Genomic DNA, 26,194 nt, shown 5'->3' on the forward strand with positions numbered 1-26,194 from the left:
TTGAAATGCACTAGCTTTGAATACGTATGCATAAAGTTGTTTACAAATTTAATCAGCCGCTAGTATTTGACTGACAACAACTGTGCTCGTTTGTTTTTTCATCAGTTTGCACGCCAGATGAACAAATCGCACAATATAATATGGTTAATTGGGATAAAACATTATGTCTAAGTTCAAACCGAGTATGCTAACGCTTGCGCTGATTGCTGCAGGTGTGAGCCATGCTGCTCCTGTTGAAGATAACACTGCTAATAATGAAGAAAATAACGTTGAGGTGATCGAAGTCCGAGGTATCTCGCGCAGCATCATCGCCTCAATAGATAAAAAAAGATTTAGCGACACCATTGCAGAAGTAGTTGATGCTGGAGACTTAGCTTCCTTACCTGACGTGTCAATTGCTGACTCGTTAAGCCGATTGCCTGGGATCACAGCGGTAAGAGCAAGCGGACAATCTTCGCAACTTAATATTCGCGGGATGAACGGCGACTTTATTCAAACCACATTAAACGGACGTGAGCAGGCGAGTACCAGTGGGTATACCGCAGGTAGTCGCTGGATTTCATTCGACCAATATCCGTCAGAATTAATTAATCAAGCCGCTGTGTATAAATCACCAAAAGCGTCGCTGATTGAAGGCGGTGTTGCGGCTACGGTTGAACTTAAAACGGCAAACCCTCTCGATGCTGAAAAAGAACATAATTTTAATTCTTCGGTAAGATATTCCTACAATGATGCAGCGTCAGATGTGGGGGCGGATTCAACAGGCGAACGTATTAGTTTTTCATACCGAGGTAAATTCCTAAATGAGACACTTGGTTTTGCCATTGGTGGGGCGTATCTAAACCAACCAAATAATGCAATTGATATCTCAGCGCATGCTCCTACACGCTCTCAAGATTTTGATGGTGATGGTACTGAAGAGCGCTCAGTTAATGGCTTTCAATATCGCTCAGCCAAAGGCAGTGATGAAAGACTTGGCCTGTTAAGCACCTTGGTGTATCAGCCAACAGACGCATTCAAAGTCCAATTTGATTATTTCCATTCTAAGTTTGAATCGGAAGATAAAAAGAGCGGCTTAAATATTGAAGGGTTTTCAAAAGATATTAACTCGTTGTATACGGTTGACAATGCAGTTGTTAAAGACGGCTTTCTAGTTGCTGGGGATGTCACTATTACAGATCCAAATGGTCCATGGGTTGAGATGCGCTCTGAAGACCAATCAACGGACTCAACCACCGACAGCTTTGGCTTAAACTTGCAATACACGACAGATTCGTGGGAAGTAAACTTCGACTGGGCTCATAGTGAAGGGGAAAAAACGCGTAGAGATATGATTGCTTCAATGCATGCATATGAATACGGTACTTCCACACTGGAAGATGGAACGTTAGTTAACACTTGGCAAGAATTAAGAAATCAAACGTTTTCTTTTGAACAAAGAGAGAAAGACTCACCACTGTTAACACTTGGCAACGGGTATACTGACCTATCTAATATGCGACTGGGTGATTGGGAACAATTCCCTCACAAGTACACAGACGAGTTAGATAGCGTTAAAGTTGATTTTAAATATTTTATTGAGAACAGCTTTATTTCTTCAATTGAGGTCGGTGCACGCTGGTCCGAACGAGAATTTACTGATCAGCGCTCGACATTTAGATGGGGTGCACGTGAAGGTCAAAATGGTTATCAGTTACCGGATGGCACTATCGTCACGAACAAAGGCTGTGAGTTTAATGATCAGAACCACCCGTGTATTCCTCACGATTTGACGGGGTATGTCTCGGTTAGAGATACACGGGGCTTTCAATACTTGGAATTAGATCTTGAAGGTATCGCTGATGAGGTATTTGGTCCAGGTAACTATGACGCGCAACAAACTTGGGGTCATAACTGGACACTTATTGAAAGTGGAGCTGTTCGAGAAGAAGTGTTAGCTGGTTATATTATGGCTAACATTGATACCGAAATTGCTGACATACCAGTGACGGGTAATTTTGGTGTTAGAGTTGTAAGAACTGATACGAAATCAATAGGCATTCAACAGATCCAAGGCGATGAAGTTGGCGACTCAATCATTGATGACAATGGCGTTGAAAGAACCGATTATCGCCATGTTAATTATGGTCCTGAGTATACAGATACATTGCCTTCATTAAACCTCAATTTCAGAGTGAGTGACACTGACCAAATTAGGTTTGCAGCTGCGGAAGTTATTGGCCGCCCACCTGTCTACCAGCTTAGAGGTGGTGCAGGTTCTTGGGCTGACACCGCAAATGATGGTACTAGTCCTCGTTATAATGTGTGGTCAAAAGGTAACCCAAATTTAGACCCGTTTAGAGCGACTCAAATTGATTTATCTTATGAGCGTTACTTTGAAGATGGTGGTGCTTTTGTTGCCGCTATATTCTGGAAAGATATTGAATCTTTGATTGAAAGCATCACTTATCAGGAAGGTGAAGTTGACTGGGCTGATATTGGCTTAGAGGTACCAGATGGGTTCGTTGCGGGTCAATACCAAACGACTCAGAACAATGATCAAGGTGGATACATAAGAGGTATTGAGCTTGCTTATACCACGATGTTTGATAATTTACCGGGCATCTTTTCGGGCTTAGGTTTTAACGCTAACTATTCATATACTGAGAGCGAAACAACGGTGGATGGCGGTGGTAACTTCCCTGATCAGCAATTGCCGCTCCCAGGTCTATCAAAAAATGTTTGGAGTGCGACGGTATTTTGGAACATAGACTCGTTCACAACACACCTGAATATCCGTTACCGTGATGAGTATGTGTATGAAGGGGCTTCACCTGGTGGCTCTTCTCTAGCTTGGGCTGATGAATATACTGTGGTTGATTGGCAGGCATCGTACAACTTTGAGAATGGTTTGGAAGCCGTCTTACAGGTTAATAACCTAACTGATGAGCCAAATACCACTAACTATGGTACTGCACTTGCCACTGGTGAGTACAAAGAGTTTGGTCGCCAGTATTATTTAGGGTTTAACTATAGCTTCTAATTAGTTGCAAGCATCCATGGCCACCAAAGTAACACCTGCTTTGGTGGCTTTTTTATAATCGCTCATAGCGCAATGAGTGGTTATCATCAATTATCTAAATTGATATGTTTGTTTCACTTTCAATACATGGTTTTTAATAGGTTTAAGGTGCGAAGGCGATGAAAAATCAGAAAATAGTGATTTTAGGTGGTGGAACTGCAGGTTGGATGGCCGCGAATATGATGGCAAAAAGCTGGGCAGATAAAGCGATAGAAATCACTGTGGTTGAATCTTCTAGCATCGGAACTATTGGTGTTGGTGAAGGGTCTACTCCGCAGTTCAAAGGATTTATGGACTATTTAGGTATCTCGGAAGCCGAGTGGATGCCGGCTTGTAATGCGACCTATAAAAATGGCATTCGGTTTATAGATTGGTCGACAAAACCTGGGTTTTCTAGCTATTTTCACCCATTTCCTGCACAACCTGACGACTACAGTGCACCGGCTTTTTTTCATAACAGCTTTGTTCGGCGTAAGGCGATTGACGTAGAGGGCCACCCAGACCACTTTTTTTTAGCGACTCACTTGGCTGATTTAAATAAATCCCCAATTGCTGCAGAAAGCTTCCCATTCGAAATTAATTATGGTTATCACTTTGACTCTGCTTTGCTAGGCCAGTTGTTGGCTCGCAAAGCGGCTGAGTTTAATGTAAAACACATTGATGCCACAATTACCGACGTTCGAAAACACCTTGATGGTGATATTGCGGCACTGATAACGTCTGATGGTACAGAAATCGCTGGTGATATCTTTATTGACTGCTCGGGCTTCAAAAGTTTACTGCTACAACACACTTTAGGTGTGGGTTTTGAGTCATTTGAGTCCAATTTATTTAACGATGCTGCGGTCGTTATACCTACCAAGCAACTTGACACTATTCGCTCCGAAACACAATCTGTTGCGCGTCAATTTGGGTGGTCTTGGCACATTCCACTAACGAACCGTATCGGTAATGGTTATGTTTATAGTCAGCGTTACTGCGATGCGGATCAAGCAGAAACTGAGCTAAGGGCTGCTTTGGGTTTGTTGGACTCAGAAGTAGAAGCTCGGCATATAAAAATGAAAGTCGGGCAAGTTAAAGCGCACTGGAGTAAAAACTGCATAGCGATTGGTTTATCTCAGGGCTTCATAGAGCCATTAGAAGCAACCGCTTTGCATATAGTCCAAGAAACCGTTCAAAGTTTCATTGAATGCTACCAAGATGCGGATTTTACCGATGGTAACAGAGATAAACACAACCGCGCTTTGAGCGAACGGTATCAGGCTATTCGAGACTATATCGTCGCTCATTATCGTGTGAATAGTCGTACTGACACCAACTACTGGCTTGATAATGCCAACAATAACCACTTATCGCGGTCACTCTATCAAATTTTACAGGCTTGGGTTTCTGGTAACAACTTATCGGATGAATTAGTTCGCCAAAACGTTGATCAATATTACCCTTCAGTCAGCTGGCATTGTTTATTGGCAGGTTATGGTATCTACCCAGAACAATCTCAGCTTAAGTCAGGCAATGCCCTAGCAAACCAACATAGCATCGAAAAAGTGAATGATTTCATCAGACGATGTGGATTGAATTTTAAAGATCACCGAATGGAGCTAGAAAGCTTTGTGGCAAATGTTCACAAGTAACTTGGTATTAATCGTTATAAATAAAATCTAATAAAGGGTCTGTCTGAATACATATGTGATGGGTTCAGTACGTTCGTTTACGCAAGTAGACTCTTTTAAAACAGCATTATGACAACACTATGAAAAATAAATCTCTACTATTGGCTGTGTCAGCGCTTTTGGGTGGTGCAGTAGGTTTAAGCGGCTGTGGCCCTAAGCCAGTTGACAATAAAACTGAACAAATGACATTGCAATCGGAAGTGGTGCCAGTGAGCAAACCCGTTGTTTATCAAGTCTTCACAAGGCTCTTTGGCAATACCAAAACGGTGAACAAACCTTGGGGAACAATTGAGGAAAACGGTGTAGGCAAGTTTTCTGATTTTACTCCTACGGCACTACAACAAATCAAGGCGATGGGCGTGACCCATGTTTGGTATACCGGTGTCCTTCATCACGCAGTAGTGACGGATTATAGCAAGTATGGGATCAGCCAAGATGATCCTGACGTTGTAAAAGGCAGAGCAGGATCACCCTATGCGATAAAAGATTACTACAATGTTAACCCTGATCTTGCGAACGATCCTTCCGCACGACTGGCTGAATTTGAAGCCTTAATCAAACGCACACATGACGCGGGCTTAAAAGTGATCATCGATATTGTGCCAAACCATGTCGCTCGTAACTATGAGTCACTCGGTGCGCCTAAAGGAGCAGTCGATTTTGGCGCGAATGACGACACGCAAGTTGCATATGCTAGGGACAATAACTTTTATTACGTGGTTGGTGAGGAGTTTACCGTACCAACGAGTGAAAACTATCAGGTGTTAGGTGGTGGATCTCATCCATTGGCGGATGGCAAATTTGCAGAAAATCCAGCAAAGTGGACCGGTAATGGGGCTCGTGCGGCAAAGCCTGATATTAATGATTGGTATGAAACCGTCAAAGTGAATTATGGGGTGAAGCCTGATGGTAGCTACGATTTCGATCGCTTGCCAGATGAGTATGCGCAGCAAGATTACCGTGCGCACTTTGAATTTTGGCAACACAAGCAATTGCCCGATAGTTGGTACAAATTTCAAGCCATTACCCACTTTTGGTTAGAAAAGGGCGTAGACGGTTTTCGCTACGATATGGCGGAAATGGTGCCAGTAGAGTTTTGGAGCTTCTTAAACTCGTCGATTAAAACAAAAAATCCTGAAGCTTTCTTGCTTGCAGAAGTCTATAACCCCACTTTATATCGCCCGTATATCAAGCAAGGGAAAATGGATTACCTTTACGACAAAGTGGGTTTCTACGACACCTTGAAGGCGTTAATGCAAGGCAAAGGTAGTGCCCAAGCGGTGTTGGATATGCATCAATCGGTAGCCGATATTGCCCCCCATATGTTGCACTTTTTAGAAAACCATGATGAGCAGCGTATCGCAAGCTCTGAATTTGTAGGCGATCCGCTAAAAGGTAAACCCGCTATGGTGGTTAGTCACCTGATAAGCACAGCGCCATCGATGATCTATTTTGGACAAACATTAGGGGAAGACGGCTCTGAGCAGGCGGGGTTCGGCAGTCCAAGCAGAACCAGTATCTTTGACTATATTGGTGTACCCGAACATCAAAAATGGATGAATAACGGGGAATTTGATGGCGCGCTACTTTCAAATGAGCAAAAGGCACTTCGTAATTACTACGTCAAATTACTCAATCTTGCAAAGCAGCCGGCGATTGCAGCTGGTGAGTACCAGCAAGTCGCTCTGAGCGCTGAGATGTCAAGCAATGCTGAAACAGTCATGGCATTTGGCCGTAAATTAGGTCAACAAAAGCTGTTGGTCGTGAGCAACTTTAATGCAGAACAAGAACAAATAGTCACCATCAATCTGCCTAAAGAGTGGCATGGTGTTTATAACGATATTTTAGAGTCACACCCGACTTTACAATTACAACCAACGACTGATGGCGAGCACGCCAACGCAACGATTACGCTAGCACCGCTTGCCAGCGTGGTTTATCAATTAGAGAAGTAACCTATGCAACAAGAACAACAAAAACCACAACTCAGTTTTTGGCAGATATGGAATATGTGCTTTGGGTTTCTTGGGATCCAATTTGGTTTTGCACTGCAAAATGGCAATGTGAGTCGTATTTTTCAAACCCTCGGTGCTAAGGTCGATGACATCCCTATTTTGTGGGTTGCAGCGCCCTTAACGGGTTTAATCGTGCAACCAATTATCGGCTACTGGAGTGATAGAACATGGGGAAAACTTGGCCGTAGAAGACCATTTTTCTTGTGGGGGGCTATTCTCACCACGCTATCGCTTTTTATCATGCCCAATTCTCCAACGCTTTGGATTGCGGCGGGTATGCTGTGGATCATGGATGCGTCAATCAACGTCACTATGGAGCCGTTTAGAGCATTAGTAGGTGATAATCTGAATGAAAAGCAACGTGCTACAGGTTATGCGATGCAGAGCTTTTTCATTGGTGTTGGTGCCGTGGTCGCGTCTGCGCTGCCTTGGATGATGACCAATTGGTTTGAGGTGAGTAACACAGCACCTGCTGGAGAAATCCCTGACTCGGTAAAATACGCATTTTACTGGGGGGGAGCTGTCTTGTTCATCTCCGTATTGTGGACGATTCTAAAAACGAAAGAATATAGCCCTGAGCAACTCGCAGCCTTTGAACAAGCGCAAACGAATACGCAAAGCGCAACACTGTCAGACTTACCTGTGAACTTTATAAAAGGCAGTGCGGTGAGTGGTTTCATTGGCGTTATTGTGTTGCTTGCCGTTGCACTTCTTGGCCTTGAAAAAGAGCTTTATTTGCTTAGCGGGCTGCTCATCGCTTTTGCAATTGTATTTGTTATTGCACATGTGATGCAGCAAAAACAGCGTGTAAGTAATGGTTTTTATCATGTTATTTTTGACTTATTTACGATGCCAAAGACCATGCAGCAGCTTGCTGTGGTGCAGTTTTTTAGCTGGTTTTCGCTATTCGCCATGTGGATCTACACTACCTCAGCGGTGACGAGCCATCACTATGGTACGTCAAATGTAACGAGCAAAATTTATAACGATGGTGCTGACTGGGTTGGGGTGTTATTTGCAGCTTACAATGGCTTTGCTGCCATTGCTGCGATGGTGATCCCATTCATGGTTAAGCACATTGGTCTCAAAGGGGCACATGCAGCTAACTTGTTTTTTGGTGCTGTGTCTTTAATTAGCTTCAAATTTATTGGTGACCCCACATTACTTTGGTTGCCAATGGTGGGCATTGGCTTTGCTTGGGCATCTATTTTGTCATTACCTTACGCGATGTTAAGTAACGCTTTGCCAAGCAACAAAATGGGTGTATTTATGGGGATCTTTAACTTTTTTATCGTGATCCCACAATTACTCGCCGCCAGTATTCTAGGTCTAATTCTACGTCATGGTTTTGATAACCAACCGATATTTGCACTCGTCATCGGAGGCGTGTCATTTTTACTCGCTGCATTAGCTGTTTCAAGAGTCACGATAAAGGCTCAATAAGGAGAACGAGATGATTAAACTATCAACAATTGCACTTGCTCTGGTAAGTGCTGGCCTCATGGGTTGCGGATCACAGCAATCTGGCAATGAAACCCTGACGGCACCAGGTGCACCTGGCGTTAAACCTTATTGGTCATACTCTGGAAAAACGGGGATTGGCACGTCGTACGAAGTGTACGAAGACGGCAAGTACAGCGATTCTACGGCTACTAAAGCAGTTTCAAAGGTATGGTTTTCTGTTGCAAAAGGGATGATCACAGAGACCATGTTTGGACTTATTCACCAAGCGCAGATCAAAGACATGCAATTTATCATCGTGGGTGACGGCTTTGCAGTGAAAGAATCTGACATCGAGGCTTTAGATGTCACGATTGACTATCTTTATAAAGATGCCAGTGGGCGACCATTATCGCTTGCTTACAAAATTTTAAGCAAGGATAAACAAGGTCGCTTTACCCTTGAAAAGCATATTTTTACCGATCCTGATGGACAAACCTTGTTTGTTAGAGCAAAAGTAGACAGTGATCTCAAAGGTGTACAAGCTTTTGTGAACGTTAACCCATACGTGAATAACAATGGCTTAAACGATTTTGCAGAAGTGACAGAGCAAGGTTTGTTAGCATGGGAAGGTAAGAATTATCTCTCTTTGCAGAGCAAAACTGGCTTTGTTGAAGCATCTGTTGGTTTTACTGGCACCAGCGATAATTTAGCGGCACTTGAGACTACAGGACATATAGCCCAAGCTTATGCGTCTACAGGTAAAGAGAGTGGCAACGTTAACTGGTTGGCAAACTTAGGGCAAGTAAAGGGCAGCAGCACCTTTGACCTTACCTTGAGTTTTGGTCATTCTCAGCAGCAGAGCTTTGCTGAGGGGGCGACTACATTAGCCAAAGGTTACGATAAGGTACTGGCTGATTATAATGGTCAAGGCGAAGCGACGGGCTGGCAAGATTATCTCGAAAGTTTAGCGCCACTTAAGTCCATGACGACAAATACCGCAGACAACGGCAAGCTACTTTACACCAGTGCACTAGTGCTTAAGGCGCAAGAAGATAAAACCCATGCCGGTGCGCTGATAGCATCGTTGTCAAATCCGTGGGGTGACACAGTGCCAGCAGAGCAAGGTCATACCGGTTATAAAGCAGTATGGGTGCGTGATTTTTATCAAGTAGCGATGGCATTTTTGGCGATGGGAGATACACAAACAGCACTCACTGCTTTCGAGTATCTAGAAAAAGTGCAAGTTACGGATAAAACACCGGGTAACCATGGAGATACTGGCTGGTTCTTACAAAAAACGCATGTAGATGGCGAGCTTGAGTGGGTTGGTGTACAGCTTGACCAAACGGCAATGCCAATCATGCTGGCATGGAAACTGTGGCAATCGGGTGTGCTAAGCGATGAAAGACTGGTTTATTGGTACAATAAGATGTTAAAGCCTGCGGCTAACTTCTTAGTTGAAGGGGGACTGGCTAAAATATTATGGAATGACACGCAAATCACACCGCCTGCGACACAGCAAGAGCGTTGGGAAGAGCAAAATGGCTATTCGCCATCGACTACCGCGGCAATCATTGCTGGCCTTGTGACGGCGAGCGATATTGCTAAATTGGCTGGTGATAAAGCGGGACAAGAGAAATTCCTTGCGACGGCGCAGCAATACAATCGTGATGTTGAGTCATTCATGTTCACAACCAAAGGTAGTCTGCAAAGCAAACACAGTGACGGTCAGTATTTCTTCCGTATTGGACAAGACGAAGATCCTAATTCCAGTACGACCTTAAATGCCAACAATGGCCGCAGCGGAATAGATAAGAAGCAGATCATCGACGGTGGCTTTTTAGAACTTGTGCGTTACGGGGTTAGAGGGGCTGACGCCCCGAGCATCGTGGCCACCATGCCTGAATACGATGATGAATCGATAGCTGACAACTTAAGAGTAAAATATAGCTTTAAATTTGATGGTGATGTTAATAGTTATCCGGGGTACCGTCGTTACGGTAATGACGGTTATGGTGAAGATGAGAAGCGCGGTATCAATTATGCCGAAAATGGCCAGAATACTGATGGTCAACGCGGTCGAGTGTGGCCTTTCTTTACCGGAGAGCGTGGTCACTATGATATTGCGCTGGCGCTGCTTGATGGTGAATTAAGTGCGGATGAACAGAGCAAAATACAAAATACTTATGTGAAGGGCATGGAGCACTTTGCTAATGAAGGCATGATGTTACCTGAGCAAGTATGGGATGGTGTGGGTAAAAATACCTTTGGCTATCAACTTGGTGAAGGAACGAACTCAGCGACGCCTTTGGCTTGGACACATGCTGAATACGTAAAGTTAGTGCGCTCTCTTAATGAAAAGCAAGTATGGGATCACTACCCAATCGTAGAAAGTAAACTGAAATAACAAACTGTAAGTAAACACATAAAAAATGCCGAACATGAGTTCGGCATTTTTTATCGCTATTGCTACCGTGAAGACTGCCTAATAATCAATTTCGGCGGCAAGAGGGTAGAGGTTACCGCTTCACCTCGGATAAGCGTAAGTAGGTTATCGACCAGCATTTGCCCCGCCAATGTGGTGTTTTGCTGCACAGTAGTCAAAGAGGGAGAAACATAACCCGCCGCGGCAATGTTATCAAAGCCAACGACATGCACATCATGCGGCACGCGAACGCCCGCTTCTTGAAGCGCCTTAATCGCGCCAATAGCAATGAGATCGCTAGCAGCGAAAAGCGCATTAAATTTAACATTGTTGGCGATTAAAGAGCGAGTCGCATGATACCCTGAGTCTTCTGTGGAAATCGCATTTGCCATTTTACGGTCACTCACCTCAATACCTTTTGCTTTAAGGGTGTCTCTAAAACCTTTAAAACGCGCAAAAAATTCCGGGCTGTGATCCGAGGCATCGCCAATAAACGCACAATCTGTTCTGACCATGTCGATTAAATGCTTTGCAGCTAATACACCACCACCGTAATTATCGCAGCTCACAGTGAGGTCTGGACGGTTATCAACCGTTGCCCCCCAGCAAACAAACTTTGTGTGGTTGTCGAGTAGAGTTTGTAACTTTGACTGGTAATCGATGTAATCACCATAGCCGAGTAAAATTAACCCGTCAGCACGATGACTATCCTCGTAATCGGCATGCCAATCACTGCTCGTCGATTGAAACGACACTAAAAGGTCATAGCCTTCTTTCGCGCATGCTCGGGTAATACTGCCAAGCATACTTAAAAAGAAAGGATTAATTTGTGACTCGTCTTCTGTGGGATCTTCAAATAACAGCAAAGCCAATGTACTGCTTTGCTGCGTGCGTAGATTACTCGCGTTTTTATCGACCTTATAGTTAAGCTTTTTAGCAATCTCATGAACGCGACGACGAGTTTCTTCGTTAACCAAAGGGCTATTTCTTAGGGCGCGCGACACCGTAGATTGCGAAACACCAGCATAATGGGCGATATCAAATGAAGTTGCTTTACCTTTCATGTTCTTCTCAACGCTTAAGACAGTGACATTGTCAGTCATTCAATTTTTTTTTCAACCAATTTCACCGAATTTGCAAATTTTTATTGATACAGTCTGACACCGGTGTCATAATGTCGATGTTTTATCATTTTGTTGTCAAAACGTATTTGGCTGCCCTATGCCAAGGGCAGCATTTTTTTACCAAATTAACAGAATAACAGGTAAGAGCAAAAGCCAAGGCGTGCAAATTTTGGCGAGTTGAGACAGTAAATTGCAGGACGTGTGCTGGCAGCCCTGATGTTAGCCCAAGCATAATCGCAGTGATAAAGAGATAATAATATGAGCCAGACAACAAGCCATTCATCCGTGCCGTTTGAGCCGATTGTCGTTGCCGACATCGGGGGAACAAACGCCAGATTTGCAATCGTGTCAGATTTTGATGCGCGAACTAACCATTTTTCAATTACGCATCAAGTCACTTTTCCTAGTGCTGAATTCCAGTCTTTTGAATCCGCTATCCAAAAATATTTAACTGAGCTACCTGTTGCGCAACCAAGCAGAGCCTGCCTCGCGGTTGCTGGTCCTATTAAATCTCAGCAAGTTCATTTAACTAATTTAGGTTGGCACTTTAGTTCAGAAGATATCAAAGCTCAGTTCGACTTTACCGAGCTTGCCGTGATCAACGATTTTGCCGCTTTTGCCTACGCGGCACCTTATTTGGCACTAGAGAAAAATCTAGTAATTAAGCAAGGTCAACCTGAGCTAGGTGCAAATATCGGCGTGATGGGTCCGGGCACTGGATTTGGTGCGGCTTGTCTTGCTAGAGATATCAATGGCAGCGCAGTGATGAGCTGTGAAGCAGGGCATATATCGCTTGCGCCGGTTACTGCTCTAGACAAAGAGTTATTAAAGGTGCTGCGCGCGAGTATTCAACATGTTTCAGTCGAAACGGTATTTTCAGGTCCGGGTATTGCGAGACTCTATAAAGCCATGGCTGAAGTGCGTGGTGAGCAAGCTAAAGATCTTAATGCTGCGCAGATCAGTGCGCTTGCGAAAGAATGCAAGGTTTGTGACGCAACATTGAGTCACTTCTGTGACTGGATGGGGAGCGTAGCTGGCGATTTAGCGCTGACTTTTGGAGCCTTAGGTGGTGTTTATATTGGTGGTGGGATCTTGCCGCGGATGAAAGCGCGATTACAAGCAAGTAGCTTTGTTGAGCGCTTTACCGAAAAAGGCATGATGTCACAGTACACGAGCCAAATTCCAGTGACTTTGGTGGTACAAGATAATATCCCACTGATTGGTGCAGCGGCATGTATTCATGAGCGACGCCGAGCTTAAGGGAAAATCGATGAAAAAAGTAACTATTAATAGCGTTGCCGAATATGCCGGAGTATCTAAAAAGACTGTATCTCGAGTATTAAATAACGAGCCAAATGTTAGTCCAGCAACGCGGGAAAAAGTCCTGAAAGTCTTTGAAGAGCTGAATTATAAGCCAAATCCTATTGCACGCGGTTTGGCACAAAACCGTAGCTTTATCATTGGCTGTTTATACGACAATCCATCAAAAAGCTATATCACGCGAGTGCAAAGTGGTGCGCTGGAAGCGTGTCAGAAGCATAGTTACAATTTATTGATACATCCTTGTGAACTGCGCGGCCAAGACCTCATCGACAATGTTGAGCAGCTGCTGACCACATCGAGACTTGATGGTATTGTGCTTACTCCACCGTTTTCAGACTCCAACGAGCTTATTGCTTTTTTAAAGCAACGTAATATTCCCTATGCACGCGTTGCTTCAGCCATTGAAGGTGATGATTCGATTTCAATTCGCAGTAATGACGAGCAGGGGGCTTTTGAGTTAACTGAGCATCTGATCAATTTAGGTCATACCGAAATTGCCTTTATTAAAGGTCACCCTGATCACAGTGCTACAGAAAATCGTTTCTCTGGCTACCAAAAAGCGCTAGCAAAACATGGCATTGAATATCGCGAACGATTAGTTGCAGAAGGTAACTTTAGTTATCACTCAGGTGCAGATAGTGCAAAAGCCATATTGGACTTAGAGCCAAGGCCAACGGCTGTATTTGCATCAAACGACTACATGGCTGCGGCCGTGTTAAAACTTGCGACCCAGAGAGAGATCAAAGTGCCCGAGCAGTTATCTATTGCTGGGTTTGATAACGCACCTATCGCAAGGCATATTTGGCCGGGTCTGACGACGATAGCGCAGCCTGTGGAAGAAATGACTCGAATAGCGGTAGAAGAGCTGATTAAGCATATAGCTCAGCCGCAAGAAGCACCATTTCAGCAAGTTTTAGAAGCTAAACTCATCACTCGAGAATCGACGAAAGCGCGTTCGAACTCATAACATTTTCAATTTTTATACTTGCCCCAAAGCCCAACGCTTAGTCGTTGGGCTTTTTATTTTAGCTGTTACAAGGGAAATCGTTGCAATTCTTTTGTAAGTTATTCTATGCAAAGCTCGGACTAGAGAATGCACTGATTGATGTCACGATAATCAGGTCCGCTGACCCATACATTAGGGGTCATGCTGTCAAGTTAAAACTCATTGATAACTTCGCTATCAAATGATGATTTCGCTCAATCATTAATATTATTCTTTTTGTCATAATAATTACTAATAAAATCAGTTGGGTAATGATTTTTATACTGCAGATAGCAGCAAAGTTTTAAGTGGTTATAATTTGGTCATTTTAAAAAGTTAGACTAAATTTATAAGAAGGGTTGACACCGGTGTCAGCTTTATGCGTAAATATAGTGACACCGGTGTCAGGTTGGGGTGAGAGACAACCTGATAACGTACCTTTGAACGGGTAAATCAAAGCAGCTCTGTACAAGGATTATCACGAATGCTGATAATCGTGCAGAGCCTTTTTCCTCTAACACTAGAGAGTCAGTAATATGTTGCATCCACGAATTCAGGAAGTCACCGAACGCGTCATTGAGCGAAGCAAAGCAACACGTCAAGCCTATTTAGCTCGAATCCAACAAGCAAAAAAACAAACGCGCGTACGAGCAGGACTGGGCTGTGGAAACCTAGCACACGTAATGGCTGCTTGCTCAAGCAGTGATAAGGCTCGCCTAAAAGAAGACGAGCAACCGAACCTAGCAATTATCAATTCGTACAATGACATGCTGTCGGCGCACGAGCCATATAAAGAATATCCAGATTTAATTAAAGCAGTGGCAAACAAGTTTGACGCGACTGCACAAGTTGCAGGCGGTGTACCTGCAATGTGTGACGGGGTGACCCAAGGCCGCGATGGCATGGAACTATCTTTGTTTTCTCGAGATGTCATTGCCATGTCAACAGCGGTGGCGTTGTCACATGATGTCTTCGATGGGGTTTTCTGTCTTGGTGTCTGTGACAAAATCGTCCCAGGACTATTAATCGGTGCTTTGTCTTTTGGTCATTTGCCCATTTTCTTTTTACCCGCAGGTCCAATGCAATCAGGGATCCCGAACAAAGAAAAGGCGCGCATTCGTCAAAAGTTTGCACAGGGCTTAGTCAGCCGCGAAGAGTTACTGGAAGCTGAGAGTGCTTCATACCACAGTGCAGGTACTTGTACTTTCTACGGTACGGCGAACTCGAACCAGATGCTAATGGAGATCATGGGTCTTCATTTACCAGGTAGCTCGTTTATCAATCCATACACAGAATTAAGAGATGGCTTAACGGCGAGTGCGGTTGAGACCATGCTAACTCAGCTACTTGACGGTAAAAGCGGCAATGCACTTGCGGATATCGTGAGTGAAAAAACCGTTATTAATGGCTTAGTTGGTCTGTTGTCTACTGGTGGTTCTACCAATCATGCTATTCACTTAGTCGCAATGGCAAAAGCGGCGGGTGTTCAAATCACTTGGAAAGACATGGCGGATTTGTCTGAAGTGGTGCCGCTGTTAACGCGTATTTATCCAAATGGCCATGCCGATGTAAACCACTTTCAAGCGGCTGGTGGCATGGGTTTCTTAATGCGTGAATTAAGAGATGGCGGCTTCTTACACAATGACGTAAAAACGATTGTGGGTGAAGGACTTGATGCTTACACCATGGAACCACTACTGGATATCAACAGCAATGTGATTATCAGCGACAATCAAGGCCCTGCCAAAGTGAAGTGGGTACCAGTACCTGAGAACTCACTGGATGAAGACGTACTTCGTCCAGTGGCAAATCCATTTAACAAGCAAGGCGGCTTGCAACTACTTAATGGTAATTTGGGTAAAGCGGTGATTAAAGTGTCTGCGGTACAAGAGCAGCATCAAACTGTGACTGCACCGGCGAAGGTATTCAGTTCTCAAGGTGAATTACAAGAAGCCTTTGCTGCTGGCAAGCTTAACCAAGATTTTATTGCCGTGATTAAAGAACAAGGCCCTAAAGCGAAAGGTATGCCTGAGCTTCATAAACTGACACCAGTGATGGCTACACTACAAGACCAAGGCTTTAAAGTGGCAATTGTCACGGATGGTCGTATGTCTGGTGCTTCGGGTAAAGTGCCAGCAGCAATACACCTTGCGCCGGAAGCGGTTGAAGGTGGTGCAATTGCAAAAGTACACGAAGGTGATTTGATCACCTTAAATGCACCAAAAGGCGAATTAGTGCTACACGTTTCTGATGAAGAAATGGCACAGCGCGAATTACAGCTTTCACCGCAATCGCAAACATTTGGTACGGGTCGAGAGCTATTCTCAGGATTTAGACACGTAGTGAGCAGTGCAGATCAAGGCGCATGCTCATTTGGCATCGAAGAATAATAACAGTGGGAATGAGGGTGAGCATGAGTATTAAAGAGATATTGTCAGCAGCACCAGTGGTTCCGGTTATCGTTATTGATAACCTCGAAGACGCGGTGCCGCTTGCTACGGCATTGTTTAATGGTGGCTTAAAAGCACTCGAAGTGACACTTCGTACACCGGTGGCAGCGCAAGCGGTAAAAGACATTAAAGCGGCTTTACCAGACGCCTATGTCGGTACTGGTACGGTAGTGGATAAGGCAACCTTTAATGCCTCTGTAGAAGCCGGCGCTGACTTCATGGTAAGTCCAGGTGTTAATGACGAATTATTGGAACTGGCTAAGTCGTCAAGTATTCCATTTCTTCCAGGTGCTGCAACGCCAAGCGAAGTGATGAAGCTTGCAAGTCATGGTTTTGAATTCTTAAAGTTTTTCCCAGCAGAAGCAGCAGGCGGTGCACCAATGCTTAAATCCATTGGCGGACCAATTCCACAAGTAAAATTCTGTCCAACGGGTGGTATTTCGTTGGCAACTGCACCTAAGTATCTTGCACTCGACAATGTGGTATGTGTGGGCGGTACTTGGATGCTTGATAAAGCACTTATCGCAAACAAAGACTGGCAAGCCATTGAAGCGCTTGCGAAACAAGCAAGTGAAGTAAAATAGATTAGGGGACAGTTATCATGATTAATATCGCAATTAATGGCTATGGACGTATCGGTCGTAACGTACTTCGTGCACTGTATGAGTCAGGTCAGAATAAAGACATCAAAGTCGTTGCCATCAACGATCTCGCACCTGCAAACGTAAACGCGCATTTGACTCAATTTGACTCTGTACATGGCCGCTTTCAAGAGCAGGTTGTTCTTAACGACAACACACTCGTTATCGGTGGTGACGAAATCACGCTAACGCAAGAGCGTGACCCTGCAAATCTTCCTTGGAAAGCGCTAAACGTTGATATCGTACTCGAATGTACAGGGTTGTTCACTTCTCGCGAAGCTGCGGCTAAACACATTGAAGCCGGTGCGAAAAAAGTGATTGTATCTGCGCCGGGCACAGATATGGATGCAACGGTTGTTCATGGCGTTAACAGTGAAGTACTGAATGCTGAATCAACTATTATCTCTAACGCATCTTGTACCACAAACTGTCTTGCGCCTATTGCAAAAGTTTTGAATGACACTATTGGTATTGAGCAAGGTAGCATGACAACTATTCATGCCTACACCAACGATCAGAATCTATCAGACGTTTACCACCCTGATTTATATCGCGCGCGTAGTGCTACTCAGTCAATGATCCCGACGAAAACGGGTGCGGCAAAAGCGGTTGGCTTAGTGCTTCCTGAACTTGCTGGCAAACTAGACGGTATGGCGGTTCGTGTGCCAACCATCAACGTATCACTGGTTGATTTAACGTTTGTTGCCAAGCGTGACACTTCAAAAGAAGAAGTGAATGCAGCAATCAAAGCAGCTGCTGAGGGCGCGATGAGTACAATCCTTGAGTACAATGAATTGCCTCTGGTTTCTATCGATTTCAACCATAACCCGGCTTCCTCAGTGTTTGACTCTACACAAACCAAAGTAGATGGAAAGCTGGTAAAAGTGATGGCTTGGTATGATAACGAATGGGGCTTCTCTTGCCGCATGCTAGACCAAGTTAAAGCACTAGGTGCATTTTTATAATCAGGATTAATTTCTGACCAAAAGCTCTGCAGATCGCGGAGCTTTTTTGTTTTTGACGGAAAAATTGCCATTCTTCCTTATCAATTAGTATAAGTTCCTTGAGGATCGGCACCGTATATGGAAAAATTCACCACACAAACACCAATAACTCCAAACGAGGATTCAATTATGCGCATCATTTTGCTAGGCGCGCCGGGTGCAGGTAAAGGTACTCAAGCTCAATTTCTAATGGACAAATATGGGATCCCTCAGATCTCGACAGGCGACATGTTACGTGCAGCTATCAAAGAAGGGACTCCGCTGGGTCTTGAAGCGAAAAAAGTCATGGATGCAGGTCAACTAGTATCTGATGAAATCATTATCGGCTTGGTAAAAGAGCGCATCGCAAAAGAAGATTGTGCAAATGGCTTCTTGCTTGATGGCTTCCCACGTACAATTCCACAAGCAGATGCAATGAAAGAAAATGGCATCAAAGTTGACCATGTTATCGAATTTGACGTGGCAGATGAGATCATCGTTGAGCGTATGAGCGGTCGTCGTGTACACCCAGGTTCTGGTCGTGTTTACCACATCGTTTACAATCCGCCTAAAGTTGAAGGCAAAGATGACGTAACGGGTGAAGACTTAATCATTCGTGATGACGATACTGAAGAGACAGTACGTAAACGTCTAGCGATTTACCATGAGCAAACTAAACCACTAGTAGACTACTACAGTGCGGAAGCGGATGCTGGTAACACGCAATATCACAAACTAGATGGTACACAAGCTGTTGATGCGGTAAGCAAGCAGTTAGGTGAACTATTAGGCTAATGCCCCATTAGCTGTACATACTAAAAAGGAGTATATCGTTGCTCCTTTTTTAGTATTGTGAAAAAGCTCAGGTATTACATGCCATTGCTGTTTGATTTGTATAATAGAAGCCAAAAATTGAAGTTCTGGTTTGCCATTCGACTTTTTACTTACCAAAATAACGCTTTAAACTGGTCCCATAACCCCAGTGATTCATTGGAAAAAATATCTATACCGAGCCAAGATTTAAGTAAATAGAGCAGCACAAAAAGAGTACCAAGTAGAATTAGCCCACAAATTAGCAAAGCAATTATAAACATTATTGCGGCGCTGACTCTTTCTGTTGAGCTCAACGTACGCCTATTTAATCCTCCGAGAAAAACAAAGTAAAAACTCCAAGGTAAAAACGGTAGTGCTAGTGTCGGCCTAAAGTCTATCTTATGATTATTCCATCCTCGAGTGTTTATCGCTTTTTGTAGTGCTTTGCGTTGTTTATAGCTAAAGCTAGCGGCTACTTCAGGTTCCATTTTACGAAGTAATTGTTTTACATGTGTATAGTTCGGTTCTGATTTTTTTACCGTCATCGAGTCTCCTTAGCTACCGAAAAACTGCTGTAGAGAAACAGCTTAGTTTACCCAGCAGGTTGCCTTAATAGAGTGGAATGCGGCACGATGCCGAAATTAACAAGCTGTAGCGTTTACAGTGGCCAAAACAATAATAACTATAGATGAGTATCAGCTTCAAATAAGGATGTTAAGCTAAGTTTAGCCCAATCTTCGCAGTGTTCAATCTGATTGGTTTTTCAAAAAAATAACCCTATGCTTAGGTTACGCAGAGACTAACAGGCCCTAGATGGTGGAGGTGCATTTTAAAAGACTTTAGTTTAAAGCTGGATGGTTAATTGAGGGCATATTAAGGAGCCATCTATGACTCCTTTATTTTGATAGCATTACGCTTTTGCGATAAATATAGCACGTAGCGGAGCTGGGTAGCCTTCAATGGTCTTGCTGGTGTCATTGGGATCTAAGAAATCAGCAAGCGACTCTGTTTCCATCCACGGAGTTTGGCGCTGCTCGTCTAACGACGTGACATCTTTGTTTACTACCTTGATATCCTTAAAGCCCACGCGTTCAAGCCACAATGTTAATGCATCACAGCTTGGAATAAACCATACGTTGCGCATTTTTGCGTAGCGATCGGTCGGCACTAATACTGTATTTACATCGCCTTCTACCACGAGCGTTTCTAGCACTAATTCGCCACCTTTTCTTAGTTGAGACTTGAGCTGTGCTAAGAAGTCGATTGGTGAACGACGGTGATATAGCACACCCATTGAAAACACAGTATCAAATGCTTTTAGCTCAGGCAGTTGCTCTACACCTAGCGGTAGCAAATGCACGTTTGGATCGGGGTTAAAGTGTTTAATAGTTTGGAATTGGCACAAAAACAGATCGGAAGGATCAATACCAACTACAAGCTCTGCGCCTTCACCGCGCATACGCCACAAGTGATAACCAGAACCACAGCCGATATCCAATACATTACGGCCATGAAGGTCACTAATATGAGGAAGCAATCTGTCCCATTTCCAGTCACTGCGCCACTCAGTATCAATATGGACGCCATGTAAATGAAATGGTCCCTTACGCCATGGCATCATGCGTTTTAGTAAATGTGTTAACTGCTTTTGATGGCCTTCATTAACGTCTGTGCCAGTACCTATCTCAACCTTGGTTTTTATATCAACATGGGTGGTTGAGATCTCAGGTAGATTTTTAATGACTTTTTCCCATTTCGGCCAGTCGCCATGTTGGGCTTCTTTTTGCCAATGGCTAAGTTGTGCAGGCAACGTTTCTAGCCAATGGCTTAATGGTGTTTTCGCAATGGTTGCATAAAAGTCGGTAAACCAATGATTCATAATTGCCTCTATTTTATTGCTACCATTGAGCAGAAGTTAAAACATTGATACCACACTTGAGTTTGATTAAAGCCGATATCCTCTAATCTTGTCATATGGGTACTTAACGAGTCTGTGCGCATCACGTTTTCGATTGCGGTGCGTTTTTGGCTGATCTCTAATTCTGAATAGCCATTGTGACGTTTAAAGTCGTGGTGAAGGTCGATAAGTAAGTTGTCTTTAGTGTCGTTTTCACCGCGGAACTTTTCACTTAATAGCAATACACCACCGGGTTTCAAGCCTTGGTATATTTTTTTGAGAACTGCTTTACGGTTTTCTTGTGGGATAAACTGTAGGGTGAAGTTCATTGCAACGACAGATGCGTTGCTAATCTCTATTTCATTGATATCACCTAAAGTGACCGAGACTGGGACGTCGGACTTAAAGCCTTTTAAATGCAATTGGCAGCGCTCTACCATGGGCTGTGAATTATCCACGGCAATGATATGGCAGTTTTCTTTATCTATATTTCTACGCATGCTTAGCGTGACCGCGCCTAAAGAGCAGCCTAAGTCATATAGGTTAGAGTTACTTTGCGCGTAAGTACCCGCAAGTTTGCCCATTGTGCTTACTATTGTCGCATAGCCCGGAACTGAGCGCTGGATCATATCTGGAAACACTTCGACGACATTGGCGTCGAAAGTGAAATCTTTTACTGCTTGCTCAGTGGCATAAATACTGTCTTTGCCCGTCACATTTAATCTCTCTTTGAAAATAATCTCGCTATTTTAGCATTTTATGCTGGATAGTCAGTGATAAATTCAGTAGCTTGGCTACTATTAATAATAAGAAGTAAATATGAGATCAAAAATGGCGAAAAGCAAAGTGATTAGCACAGAAGACATCCTTTCAACGCTATGCCACTCAGTAACAGAAGTTCTGTCGTCGGCAAGCGGCAACCAAATTAACTATTCTGCGATGGTACAAAAGATCACTCGTACCTGTATGAGGCCAGACATCGGCTGTTTCGTATTGTTCGATGGTGGCTTTACCGGTTTAGTCGTAACTAATTTTACCGCGCAAGCAGCAATGGAGGTGTATACCGATTACATGCGCAACATGGGTATGCCAGAAGAAGAAATTGCGCATAGTCATTTATCTGATGATGTTGCTAACGTATTGGGTGAGTTAATGAACCAAATTGTTGGTGATTTCACCAACAAAGTGCGTGAGCAGCTACATACCTCTATCACGCAAAACCAACCTAAGATGATGGCCATCAACAAACAGGTGCAGATCTCGGTAGACACAACGATGGATCGCCCGCAGGCAAGACGCGTTACCTTTACCACTCAAGGCCAGAATATTTTCTATCTTGAATTGGCAATGGATAAAACAGAATTTATTAAGCTACATGACTTTGATATTGCTGAGTCGGTAGATCCAGATGACATTATTGCAAGTCAGGCTGAAAAGAAAAAGCCAGCGAAGCCGCAGGAAGAAGATGTTGTAGATGACGACTTTATGGATCAGTTGGGACTGTAATAACCGTTTTTAAGTAAACATCTTGGAGCATATAAAGAAAGGCCATATCAGTGGCCTTTTTATTACGTCAAAATCTTCATTTCGCCTTCGGATAAAATATATAGCAATAGCCCTAATGCAGTGCGCCTTTTTCTACATTAAGCTCGGGGGCTTCTTCTACGTGTTTAATTGATGTCAGCATCATAAAGGCTTCATTGAACTCAAAGCGGGCAATGGCGGTTTTTAATTTCTGCAGCTCTGGTTCAGTCAAATAGCTACTAACTGAAATTGAGTCTACGAGCTCTGTGGCTTGAGTATCATAATCTCTTAACGCACACGCGAGCTGAATGAGCTCCTCTAGTTGACTGTTCCCGCCTGTCGCTTCACTGTTTTTCGTTACACTTTCTACTTGTTGATACGTTTCTCTTTTACGGCGCTTTTGGCATTGTTCCTGTGCATATTTAACGTATTTAATCAGCTCGTCAATTTCACTCGCATTAGGTGGACGGACGTTTAGAGAGGCTTCAATGTGCTTAAACTCCTCGGTCAGCTTAACAATCGAAAGGTTAGCACTAGCACCTTTTAATGCATGTAACATGCTATGTGCCAGTTCAAAATTCTCAATGGCTAAAGCCTGTTTTAAATTGATCAGCTCCTCAACCTGCTGGGATAGAAACTTTTCTAATATATCGAAGTAAACCTTTTGGTTGCCTGCGGCTCGAGCAATGCCCTCAGCAATATCAATGCCTTCAAACTCAATGACTTCATTAACTTCCTCTACTTCTGCAGTGACTTCTGGTGAGTTTGCTACTGGCGTTGCTAAAATTCTACTGCTCTCTGCGCTTGCATATTTCAAAATACTGTTAACGAGTTGCTCAACGTCGATGGGTTTGGTGACGTGGTCATTCATACCAGCATCGATGCAAGTCTGGATGTCTTCTTCCATGGCATTGGCGGTCATCGCGAGAATAGGAAGTGTATTTTTATCGAACTCTACACGAAGGTTTTGCGTCGCGGTAATGCCATCCATTACTGGCATTTGCATATCCATTAAAACAATATCTATATGTTTGCTATGAACTCGCTCAATGGCTTCTTGCCCATTATCAGCGACCGCCACTTGCGCTCCGAAGCTAGACAATATCTCTACAGCGATCTCCTGGTTGACTGGTTGATCCTCCGCAACCAAAATCGATATGCCATTTAGTGCTTGTTTACTGATTGTTTGCTCTTTTTTGGTGATAGTGGTTCTTACTTCTGGTGAGTCAAACACGGCATTTTGAATAACATCCACAAGATTTGACGGATTAATCGGTTTTAAAAGTACACCATCGACTAAACTGGCTTGGCTATCGTTGAGGTTTAACTCCCGACCATAAGCTGTGACTAAAATAAACTTACTTTGCGATACATCGACTTGCGATTGCAGCTTGGTGATCAGCTCGATGCCATCTAGTTTTGGCATATGCCAATCGACGAAAATAAGATCTGGTAAATCTTGTGTCAGGACGAACTGATTTAATGCCTTATGAGGGTCTAAATAAGCACAAACCTGCATACCAAAGTTTGTTAGCATGCCACTTAGTACGTCCAGAGCATGCTGGTTGTCATCAATGATTGTTGCTGATAGTCCTGATAAGTGAGTTGAGGCCATTTTCGCCTGACTTAGTTCGTCACTGACTTCCATCTCTAATGTGAAATAAAACTCCGAACCGACGTTTTCTTCACTCTCTACGTATATCTCTCCCCCCATAAGTTTTACCAGTTGCTGCGAAATCGTGAGGCCGAGTCCTGTACCACCATATTTCCGTGTAATTGAGTTGTCCGCTTGAGAGAAAGATTGAAATAGATTTTTTTGCTGGCGCTTATTCATGCCAATACCAGAGTCTTTTACGCTAAACTTAATTTTTGCTAACCCTTTTTCGACATTGACAAGGGCAACACGAATAACAACCTCACCAGTTTCTGTGAATTTAACCGCGTTACCCGCTAAATTGATGAGGACTTGACTTATTCTAAATTGATCGCCAATCATGCAGTAGGGTACTTGTGAGTCGAGATCAAAGACCAACTCTAGTTGTTTTTCTTGGGCTTTTACACTGACGATGGTGGCGACACTGTCGAGTAGCTTTTCTGTTGAAAAAGCCTGATATTCTAACTCTATTTTGCCAGCTTCGATTTTTGAAAAATCGAGTATATCGTTGATCAATCTTAGTAATTGCTTTGCCGCTGTATCTATTTTTGATACATAGTCGTGCTGTTTAGCATTTAATTCGGTCGCGAGCGCGAGATGGGACATACCAATAATCGCGTTCATTGGGGTTCGAATTTCATGGCTCATGTTAGCGAGGAATTCGCTTTTTGCTTTTGCCGAGTTTTGAGCCAAGTCTTTTGCCTCTATGAGCTCACGTTGCAGTTGGTTCCTCTCGGAAACATCAAGGTACATGCCAACAATTCCAGCTACAGCGCCATTTTCATTAAAAAATGGCGCTTCATATACAATAAGTTCTCGGGCCTGATCTTGGCCATCGAGCAATAGCACTTCGTAGGTTTGCTCTTGGGTTGTGGTGATAATTTCGTGGGCTTTGGATTCAAATAGGCTGGCTATTCCTAAATCAAAAATCTCGTCTAGTTTGGCGCCAATTACATCTACTTCGAATTGATCTAACAGTGCCAAAAAGGACTTGTTTACCCCCATAAATACCCCGTCAGTAGAACGGTAGTATGTAGGGTTTGGGATAGCATTGATAATATGGTGGGTAAGTTCAAGTTGTTCGCTTAAGGCTGACTCTGTCTTTTGTTGTTTTTCGATATTTTCATTAATAGCAAGCGCGAGACTTAGGTCCTTACACAAGTACTCAAGCGCTTCAAATTGGCTGTCTATCAACGCCTGAGCACTACCAACTAGCAGTACATAAACTACATGATTACCGATGGCTAGTGGAAAGCAATAACGGCTTTGTAATTTTACTTCAACCTCTTGCTCTTTGAGCCACAACGGTTCTTGTTGTACCTGTGGTTCATTATTTGTTGCGCAAAGCGCTATCGTTGACGCAATAATTGAGTGGCTTGGTATCACCCCATGGCTTTTCACTAATGACAAGGTGTCGTCTTCTAAATTGGCATAGAGACAAACACTCGGTGCGTTGAACTCATTGGCAATAAATTCCAGTGCGTGGCGTACGATAGGCTCAGAACCGGTGATGGACTTTAGTTCGCGATTATAGTTTTCGATGATTGCGGCTGACGCCAACTTTTGGCTTTGAGAGGTGGTTGCTGCATGGATCGCTTGTGTGAGCCGTTTTACATCTGCATCACTGTTTGTTGGGGCAACTGAAAGCGGGGCGCCGTTTAACGCTTGTGCACGTAGCGTATTTACGATGCGATAGAGCGGGGAGAAATGTTTGGTGCGCATAAACCAAACATAAAAGCTTAAAAATAGTGTTAACACCGCGAAAGCAAGGCCAGTAATCAGCAATATTTTAAGTTGTTGATTGGTTCGAGTTTCGAGTTCAGCGTTGGCAATGAGAGGCAGTTGTGAGATAGCGTTTTGATAACGTTGAGGTAAATCGACCTGTTCAATCTTGTTTGCTAAAAATCGAGATTTTAATCTTGCTTGGGCTTCATAAATTTGTTGTAGCGGTAGTGGTAATGAGTGACTTGGTGCGGATTCAATGTCATCGAGCCATTGGGCGTTTTTATCTTTGCTATACATCTCAAGTGAGAGGTGGTTATGATAAGCGGTATTAACGTCGGTCGCGAGAGTGCTATGAGCGGTTGTTGAGTAGTAGATAAGCGTTGCGCTTCCCAGAGCTGCCATCAAGGCGAAAAGTGCGATCCAACTTAGTAATGCTTTTGAGGACATAAGTTATTATT

Annotated in this window: 17 protein-coding genes; 12 read left to right on the top strand and 5 right to left on the bottom strand. The window is 43.6% G+C overall.

What is annotated here, in order from left to right:
- Nucleotides 1-163: 163 nt before the first annotated feature.
- The 5 genes from CWC03_RS09100 (at nucleotide 164) to CWC03_RS09120 (ending at nucleotide 10,599) form a co-directional block, all read left to right on the top strand.
- The gene (locus tag CWC03_RS09100; protein WP_138581590.1) at nucleotides 164-3,022 is read left to right on the top strand and encodes a TonB-dependent receptor; all 2,859 of its coding nucleotides are present in this window, start codon (nucleotides 164-166) and stop codon (nucleotides 3,020-3,022) included.
- 158 nt (nucleotides 3,023-3,180) lie between these two features.
- The gene (locus CWC03_RS09105; RefSeq protein WP_138581592.1) at nucleotides 3,181-4,695 is read left to right on the top strand and encodes a tryptophan halogenase family protein; all 1,515 of its coding nucleotides are present in this window, start codon (nucleotides 3,181-3,183) and stop codon (nucleotides 4,693-4,695) included.
- A 119-nt stretch (nucleotides 4,696-4,814) separates the two neighbouring features.
- Nucleotides 4,815-6,689 (top strand): alpha-amylase family glycosyl hydrolase, encoded by a 1,875-nt coding sequence (locus CWC03_RS09110; protein ID WP_138581594.1) that lies wholly within the window; start codon nucleotides 4,815-4,817, stop codon nucleotides 6,687-6,689.
- Between the two features lie 3 nt (nucleotides 6,690-6,692).
- Entirely contained in the window at nucleotides 6,693-8,192 is a 1,500-nt protein-coding gene (locus CWC03_RS09115) for an MFS transporter (protein ID WP_138581596.1), read from the top strand.
- A 10-nt stretch (nucleotides 8,193-8,202) separates the two neighbouring features.
- Nucleotides 8,203-10,599, top strand: a complete 2,397-nt coding sequence (locus tag CWC03_RS09120) for a glycoside hydrolase family 15 protein (RefSeq protein WP_138581598.1) — start codon at nucleotides 8,203-8,205, stop codon at nucleotides 10,597-10,599.
- A gap of 62 nt (nucleotides 10,600-10,661) precedes the next feature.
- Here CWC03_RS09120 and CWC03_RS09125 read toward each other — a convergent pair whose 3' ends face one another.
- On the bottom strand, nucleotides 10,662-11,681 hold the full coding sequence (locus CWC03_RS09125) for a LacI family DNA-binding transcriptional regulator (protein ID WP_138581717.1): 1,020 nt from the start codon (nucleotides 11,679-11,681) through the stop codon (nucleotides 10,662-10,664).
- Between the two features lie 318 nt (nucleotides 11,682-11,999).
- On the opposite strand from CWC03_RS09125, the gene glk reads away from it, so the two are divergent.
- The 6 genes from glk to adk all read left to right on the top strand — a co-directional run bounded on the left by glk (nucleotide 12,000) and on the right by adk (nucleotide 18,918).
- Entirely contained in the window at nucleotides 12,000-13,001 is a 1,002-nt protein-coding gene (gene glk, locus CWC03_RS09130; RefSeq protein ID WP_128728334.1) for a glucokinase, read from the top strand.
- Nucleotides 13,002-13,011: 10 nt separating this feature from the next.
- The gene (locus tag CWC03_RS09135) at nucleotides 13,012-14,031 is read left to right on the top strand and encodes a LacI family DNA-binding transcriptional regulator (protein ID WP_138581599.1); all 1,020 of its coding nucleotides are present in this window, start codon (nucleotides 13,012-13,014) and stop codon (nucleotides 14,029-14,031) included.
- A 554-nt stretch (nucleotides 14,032-14,585) separates the two neighbouring features.
- Nucleotides 14,586-16,439, top strand: coding sequence for a phosphogluconate dehydratase (gene edd, locus CWC03_RS09140; RefSeq protein ID WP_138581601.1), 1,854 nt, complete (start codon nucleotides 14,586-14,588; stop codon nucleotides 16,437-16,439).
- Between the two features lie 23 nt (nucleotides 16,440-16,462).
- Nucleotides 16,463-17,083 (top strand): bifunctional 4-hydroxy-2-oxoglutarate aldolase/2-dehydro-3-deoxy-phosphogluconate aldolase, encoded by a 621-nt coding sequence (locus CWC03_RS09145; protein ID WP_010378022.1) that lies wholly within the window; start codon nucleotides 16,463-16,465, stop codon nucleotides 17,081-17,083.
- A gap of 17 nt (nucleotides 17,084-17,100) precedes the next feature.
- Nucleotides 17,101-18,105: a type I glyceraldehyde-3-phosphate dehydrogenase gene (gene gap, locus CWC03_RS09150; protein WP_138581603.1), complete on the top strand. Its 1,005-nt coding sequence runs from the start codon at nucleotides 17,101-17,103 to the stop codon at nucleotides 18,103-18,105.
- Between the two features lie 168 nt (nucleotides 18,106-18,273).
- Complete coding sequence (adk, locus tag CWC03_RS09155) at nucleotides 18,274-18,918, top strand: adenylate kinase (RefSeq protein WP_010378026.1); 645 nt, start codon at nucleotides 18,274-18,276, stop codon at nucleotides 18,916-18,918.
- Between the two features lie 149 nt (nucleotides 18,919-19,067).
- Here the strand turns inward: adk and CWC03_RS09160 are convergent, their stop codons facing one another.
- From CWC03_RS09160 to cmoA, 3 genes are all read right to left on the bottom strand, one after another.
- Nucleotides 19,068-19,481 (bottom strand): hypothetical protein, encoded by a 414-nt coding sequence (locus CWC03_RS09160; protein WP_138581605.1) that lies wholly within the window; start codon nucleotides 19,479-19,481, stop codon nucleotides 19,068-19,070.
- A gap of 365 nt (nucleotides 19,482-19,846) precedes the next feature.
- Nucleotides 19,847-20,815, bottom strand: a complete 969-nt coding sequence (gene cmoB, locus CWC03_RS09165; RefSeq protein ID WP_138581607.1) for a tRNA 5-methoxyuridine(34)/uridine 5-oxyacetic acid(34) synthase CmoB — start codon at nucleotides 20,813-20,815, stop codon at nucleotides 19,847-19,849.
- 8 nt (nucleotides 20,816-20,823) lie between these two features.
- Nucleotides 20,824-21,549 carry a carboxy-S-adenosyl-L-methionine synthase CmoA gene (gene cmoA / locus CWC03_RS09170; RefSeq protein ID WP_138581609.1) on the bottom strand — a complete coding sequence of 242 codons (726 nt, stop codon included), beginning with the start codon at nucleotides 21,547-21,549 and terminating at the stop codon, nucleotides 20,824-20,826.
- A 115-nt stretch (nucleotides 21,550-21,664) separates the two neighbouring features.
- Between cmoA and CWC03_RS09175 the strand changes: the two genes are divergently transcribed.
- The gene (locus tag CWC03_RS09175; protein ID WP_010378035.1) at nucleotides 21,665-22,339 is read left to right on the top strand and encodes a DUF3334 family protein; all 675 of its coding nucleotides are present in this window, start codon (nucleotides 21,665-21,667) and stop codon (nucleotides 22,337-22,339) included.
- A 112-nt stretch (nucleotides 22,340-22,451) separates the two neighbouring features.
- Here the strand turns inward: CWC03_RS09175 and CWC03_RS09180 are convergent, their stop codons facing one another.
- On the bottom strand, nucleotides 22,452-26,183 hold the full coding sequence (locus tag CWC03_RS09180) for a PAS domain-containing hybrid sensor histidine kinase/response regulator (RefSeq protein ID WP_138581611.1): 3,732 nt from the start codon (nucleotides 26,181-26,183) through the stop codon (nucleotides 22,452-22,454).
- Between the last annotated feature and the right edge of the window lie 11 nt (nucleotides 26,184-26,194).

Source organism: Pseudoalteromonas sp. S2755 (assembly GCF_005886535.1).
Taxonomy (GTDB): Bacteria; Pseudomonadota; Gammaproteobacteria; order Enterobacterales; family Alteromonadaceae; genus Pseudoalteromonas.